The organism is Acidithiobacillus sp. IBUN Pt1247-S3 (assembly GCF_041146875.1).
Taxonomy (GTDB): Bacteria; Pseudomonadota; Gammaproteobacteria; order Acidithiobacillales; family Acidithiobacillaceae; genus Igneacidithiobacillus.
Genome location: NZ_JBFRXP010000081.1, coordinates 1 through 521, shown reverse-complemented (window position 1 = coordinate 521; position 521 = coordinate 1). Strand labels below are relative to the sequence as shown.

Below are 521 nucleotides of genomic sequence, written 5' to 3'. Positions count from 1 at the left end.
GTGAAAATATTACCCTTGCCGGTCGGTTGGATCACGTCGTCGCCCACGATCGTCGGGGCCGCCTTCATTCCCGCCTTGAGCGGCACAGTCCAGATGATCTTACCGGTCTTGGCATCGATCGCGTATTCGTCGTGGGTCACAGGGCTGCCGGTATAGATCACGCCATCCAAGATCGCCGGAACTGCATCCTTGTTGCGCGGCGGCGTTTTGCCGACCCCGAGCGTCTTCGACCACACGATCTTGCCGGTCCCGATATTGATCGCAATTTCCTCCGAATCCGAGGTCGCCTTCTGGGAAGACGTCCGGGTTTCGATCTGTCCGATCGTGACATCACCCTCGACCGCCCAGGTTCCATCCCCGCCGCTGCTCGAAAAGATGTGCTTCGGATGCACCGTCCACAATCGCTTGCCGGTCGCTACATTGAGCGCATAGATATTGCTCGGATGCGTGCCACCCATGATGATCACATTTTTCTTTGGATCGAACGTGGCGGACGACATGCTGACGAAGGACGTGATCAC

The 521-nt window shown here is 57.8% G+C and carries 1 protein-coding gene; it reads right to left on the bottom strand.

Features of this window, described 5'->3' with window-relative positions:
• A partial coding sequence (locus tag AB4090_RS15135) for a PQQ-binding-like beta-propeller repeat protein (protein WP_369574704.1) occupies positions 1 to 500 on the bottom strand: 500 nt, incomplete at its 3' end.
• Positions 501 to 521 lie beyond the last annotated feature (21 nt).